The organism is Mycobacterium sp., assembly GCF_032162105.1.
Lineage (GTDB): Bacteria > Actinomycetota > Actinomycetes > Mycobacteriales > Mycobacteriaceae > Mycobacterium.
In genome coordinates this window covers 1-4,114 of the sequence record NZ_JAVRPS010000639.1, presented here as the reverse complement: position 1 = coordinate 4,114, position 4,114 = coordinate 1, and the positions used below count along the sequence as shown (strand labels likewise).

Genomic DNA, 4,114 nt, shown 5'->3' with positions numbered 1-4,114 from the left:
ACCACTGGTCGTAGGAGATCGACCACTTGTCGTCGTAGGACTCGGCCACCCAGTCGTGGTACAGCACCTGCGCGAGCTTGGTGTCGTGTCGGCAGGCTTCGACCTGTTAGGCAGTGGCGTGCGGGTTCGGGACCGGAGCCGGGTCGGTACTCGTCATGAAGGGCAGCCTAACGGCCGTCACAGAAGGCGGCCTTCGCGGCAGCCAGTACCGCAGGTGAGGCGTCGGCAAAGCGGCCAGCCCAGGCCACCGCGGCGTCGTACACGTGGTCGGGCGCCGCCATCTCGTCGATGAGCCCCATCGCCTGCGCTTCCTTGGCGCCGACGAACCGCCCGCTGAACACCAGGTCCTTGGCCTTGCTGTCGCCCACCGCCCTGGCCAGCCGCGCCGCCCCCGCGGGTGGCAGCCCGTCCAGGATCTCCGTCGCGCCGAACTTCGCGTTGTCGCCACTGACCCGCCAGTCCGCGGCCAGCGCCAGCGTCAGGCCGCTGCCCAGCGCGTAGCCGGTGACCGCGACCACGGTGGGTTTCGGGATGGCCGCCACCGCGTCGATGGCCCGGCGGCAAGCGTCCGCCGCGGTCGCCATCTCATCCGGGTTTAGCGTTCGCAGCTCGGGCAGGTCGTCGCCTGCCGAGAAGATCTCGTGGCCACCGAACACGATGACCGCGTTGACGTCGTCCCGCTCGCCCAGCTCGCCGGCAGCGGCGGTCAGCTCGCGGTACACCTGCCGCGTCAACGTATTGGTCGGCGGTCGCGACAGCAGCAACGTCGCGATTCCCGGCTGCTCCGCATGGGTGTGGACGCCGACGAATTCACTCATGGGGCCCGATGCTTGCGCGCCGCGTTGTACCGGTCGCTATTGAAGAACTCGATCTCCCAGTTCCCCTCGGACAGAGCCAGATGCGGCTCGACTGTCACGATCTTCCTGTCGACGGCGAGCACCTCGGCGACGGTGCGGCCGTTGAGCGAGTCCAGCTGCGTCCAGGTCGGCGGCAAGAGGAACGACCGCCCCTCGGCGAACTCGTCGAGCGCGGATTGCGGCGTCGCCCAGCCCACCCGATCGGTCTCGGTGTTGTCGCCGTCGGCGCGCTGGCCCTCAGGCAATGCACCCACGAAGAAGTAGGTGTCGTAGCGGCGGGTGCGCTCCTCCTTGGGCGTCACCCAGTTCGCCCACGGCCGCAGCAGGTCAGCGCGCAGCACCAGCTTCTCGTCACGCAGGAACTCGCCGAACGACAGCGTCTTGGCGTCCAGCGCCTTGCGGGCGTCGCGGTACACCGATGCGTCGGCGACGATCTCGTCCGGGTCGCCGACCGGGCCTGCGAACAGCACGCCGGACTCCTCGAAGGTCTCCCGCGCCGCCGCGCAGACCAGTGCTTCGGCGAGGTCGACGTCGACGCCGAGCCGCTCGGCCCACCACGACGGCTCCGGGCCGTACCACGCGACGTCAGCGCTGCGGTCGCGGTCGTCGACCCCGCCGCCGGGGAACACCATCACCCCTGCCACGAACTCCATCTGCATGTGCCGCCGCATGAGGAACGTCTTGATGCCCTCGGCGGTGTCCCTGATCAGCATCACGGTCGCGGCAGGCCGCGGGGTCAGCGGTTCTTCACTCATGCACGCCTCCTGTGCGCCGCGCGGGTCCTGGTCCGACGCGCGAAGTAACGCCCGTCCATGACGTCCAGGGCAATGGACTGGCCGAACGCCGTGGACAGGTTCTCCGGGGTGAGCACTTCGGTCAGCAGGCCCGAGGCGACGGCCTTGCCCTCGGAGAGCAGCAGGCAGTGACTGAAGCCCTGCGGGATCTCCTCGACGTGATGGGTGACCAGCACCGTCGCCGGGGCATCGGGGTCGGCGGCCAGGTCGGCCAGCCGCGCCACCAACTCCTCGCGGCCGCCGAGGTCAAGGCCCGCCGCGGGTTCGTCGAGCAGCAGCAGTTCGGGGTCGGTCATCAGCGACCGCGCGATGAGCACCCGTTTGCGCTCACCCTCGGACAGGGTGCCGTAGGTGCGCTCGGCGAGGTGCTCGGCGCCGAGGCTCTCCAGCATGTCGACGGCCTGCTCGTAGTCGATGTCTTCGTACTTCTCGCGCCAGCGGCCGAGCACGGCGTAACCGGCCGAGACCACCAGGTCGCGGACCACCTCGTGATCGGGCACCCGCTGGCTCAGCGCGGAACTGCTCAGGCCAACCCGGGAGCGCAGTTCGGACATGTCGGTGCGCCCCAGCTTCTCGCCGAGGACGTACGCGGTGCCCGAGGACGGGTGTTCCATCGCGGCGGCGATCCGCAGCAGCGAGGTCTTGCCCGCGCCGTTGGGTCCGATCACGACCCATCGTTCGTCGAGTTCCACCGCCCAGGTGATGGGGCCGACGAGGGTTTGGCCACCGCGTCGCAGCGATACCTTCGCGAAGTCGATCAGCAGGTCGGGGTCGACTGCGTCAGTCCCCGTCGCTTCGCTCGCCTCAGGGCCATTTCCCGTCGCTGCGCTCGCCCCAGCGTCGTCTTCGGCTCCTCGCACTCGCCCATCGTAGTCAGGCTGGAATCCGTGAACGCCCAGCCACTCGCGGCCAACCACCGCCGCGGGGTCCACCGCACGAACAGTTGGACCAGTGGCCCAATGCCGAGCGCGTACACCACCGTGCCGACGCCAACCGTGCCGCCGAGCAGCCAGCCGACGGCCAGCACCGTCGCCTCGATCGACGTGCGGACCAGCCGCACCGAGAGCCCGGTGCGCGCCACCAGGCCGGTCGTCATGCCGTCGCGTGGTCCCGGGCCCATGCCCGCACCGATGTAGAGCACGGTGGACAGCCCATTGAGCACGACGGCGCCGAGCATCATCGCCACCCGCACCGGCAGCGACTCCGGCGTTGGCAGCAGGGCCATCCCTGCGTCCACCGTGACGGCGATGACGATGACGTTCGCCACGGTGCCGATGCCCGGCCGGTTGCGCAGTGGAATCCACGCCAGCAGGACGGCGACACCGACGACTGCGGACGCGATGCCGATGGTCATCCCGGTCCGTCCGGCCAGACCTTGGTGGAACACGTCCCACGGGTCAAGGCCGAGGCCGGCGCGCACCATCAGCGCCATCGAGAAGCCGTAGCCGGTGAGGCCGATCAGCAGAACACCCGTGCGGGTGATGGCCCGCTTCACGAGTGGTCGGGGAATCGGGCGCGGATCGCGTCGAGTTCGATGCGCATCCGGCGGGCGTCAGCATCGCTCTCGACGTGTCCGCCGGGGCGGGACGGGGTGCGGAAGACGCGGCCCAACTCACTCGCCTTGCGAGTCATCCGGGAGGTCCAGTTTCGTGCCATGACTCGATACTGGCCCTTGACTACCCTTGTCTTCAATAGCCAGTTGGGGCAAACTGGCATCGATGATGGAGGAATTGGCCGGGCGAAGGCTCGATGTGGACCTGCTCGCACGGGAGCTGGGTAACTGGCGCACGTCCAGTAACAGCGGTCCGGCCTATCAGGGGCTCTCCGACGGTCTGCGCATGCTGATCGTCGACGGCCGACTGCCCGTCGGTGCCCAGTTGCCCAGCGAGCGGGCGCTCGCCGATGCGCTGCGGGTGTCCCGCACCACGGTCACCGCCGCGTACACGCAGATGCGCGACGACGGCTACCTCAACGGACGTCGGGGTGCGCGCAGCACGACCGCGCTGCCCGTCACGCGGACCGCCGTCGCCAGCTACACCGAACCCGCGGCGATCAACCTCGCCGCCGCCACGCTGGCTGCGCCCCTCGCCGCCGTCTCGCAGGCGTTCACCGAAGCGGCCCACGACGTCACGCCCTACCTGCACGACATCGGGATCGAGCTGACCGGGGTGCCGCCCCTTCGCGTCGCCATCGCCGAAAGATACTGCGCGCGAGGCCTTCCCACACACTCCGACGAGATCATGGTCACCACGGGTGCGCTCCACGCGATCAGTCTGATTCTGGCCACCTACACGCAGCCCGGTGACCGGGTGCTGGTCGAACAGCCCACCTACCACGGCGCCCTCGCCGCGATGGCTACCTGCGGGATCCGACCGGTTCCGGTGGCGATGACCGGTGACGGCTGGGACCTCGACGCCGTCGACGCCGCGGTGCGCCAGCTGTCACCGAGCCTGGCCTATCTGG

Annotated in this window: 6 protein-coding genes and 1 pseudogene; 1 reads left to right on the top strand and 6 read right to left on the bottom strand. The window is 69.5% G+C overall.

The window, feature by feature from the left end; translation table 11 throughout:
* The 6 genes and pseudogenes from QOC69_RS32295 to QOC69_RS32270 form a co-directional block, all read right to left on the bottom strand.
* A pseudogene (locus tag QOC69_RS32295) lies at positions 1–157 on the bottom strand (SAM-dependent methyltransferase); the annotation flags it as partial.
* Between the two features lie 10 nt (positions 158–167).
* Entirely contained in the window at positions 168–818 is a 651-nt protein-coding gene (locus tag QOC69_RS32290) for an enoyl-CoA hydratase (RefSeq protein ID WP_526446569.1), read from the bottom strand.
* The gene (locus tag QOC69_RS32285; RefSeq protein WP_526446568.1) at positions 815–1,612 is read right to left on the bottom strand and encodes an NUDIX hydrolase; all 798 of its coding nucleotides are present in this window, start codon (positions 1,610–1,612) and stop codon (positions 815–817) included. Before QOC69_RS32285 ends, QOC69_RS32290 begins: the two co-directional genes overlap by 4 nt.
* The gene (locus QOC69_RS32280) at positions 1,609–2,415 is read right to left on the bottom strand and encodes an ABC transporter ATP-binding protein (protein ID WP_526446570.1); all 807 of its coding nucleotides are present in this window, start codon (positions 2,413–2,415) and stop codon (positions 1,609–1,611) included. The genes QOC69_RS32285 and QOC69_RS32280 overlap by 4 nt, the downstream gene beginning before the upstream one ends.
* Positions 2,409–3,146: a membrane protein YczE gene (gene yczE, locus QOC69_RS32275; RefSeq protein WP_526446567.1), complete on the bottom strand. Its 738-nt coding sequence runs from the start codon at positions 3,144–3,146 to the stop codon at positions 2,409–2,411. Before yczE ends, QOC69_RS32280 begins: the two co-directional genes overlap by 7 nt.
* The gene (locus QOC69_RS32270; protein ID WP_526446566.1) at positions 3,143–3,307 is read right to left on the bottom strand and encodes a hypothetical protein; all 165 of its coding nucleotides are present in this window, start codon (positions 3,305–3,307) and stop codon (positions 3,143–3,145) included. The genes yczE and QOC69_RS32270 overlap by 4 nt, the downstream gene beginning before the upstream one ends.
* A 62-nt stretch (positions 3,308–3,369) precedes the next feature.
* Here QOC69_RS32270 and QOC69_RS32265 point away from each other — a divergent pair.
* A partial coding sequence (locus QOC69_RS32265; protein ID WP_526446565.1) for an aminotransferase class I/II-fold pyridoxal phosphate-dependent enzyme occupies positions 3,370–4,114 on the top strand: 745 nt, incomplete at its 3' end.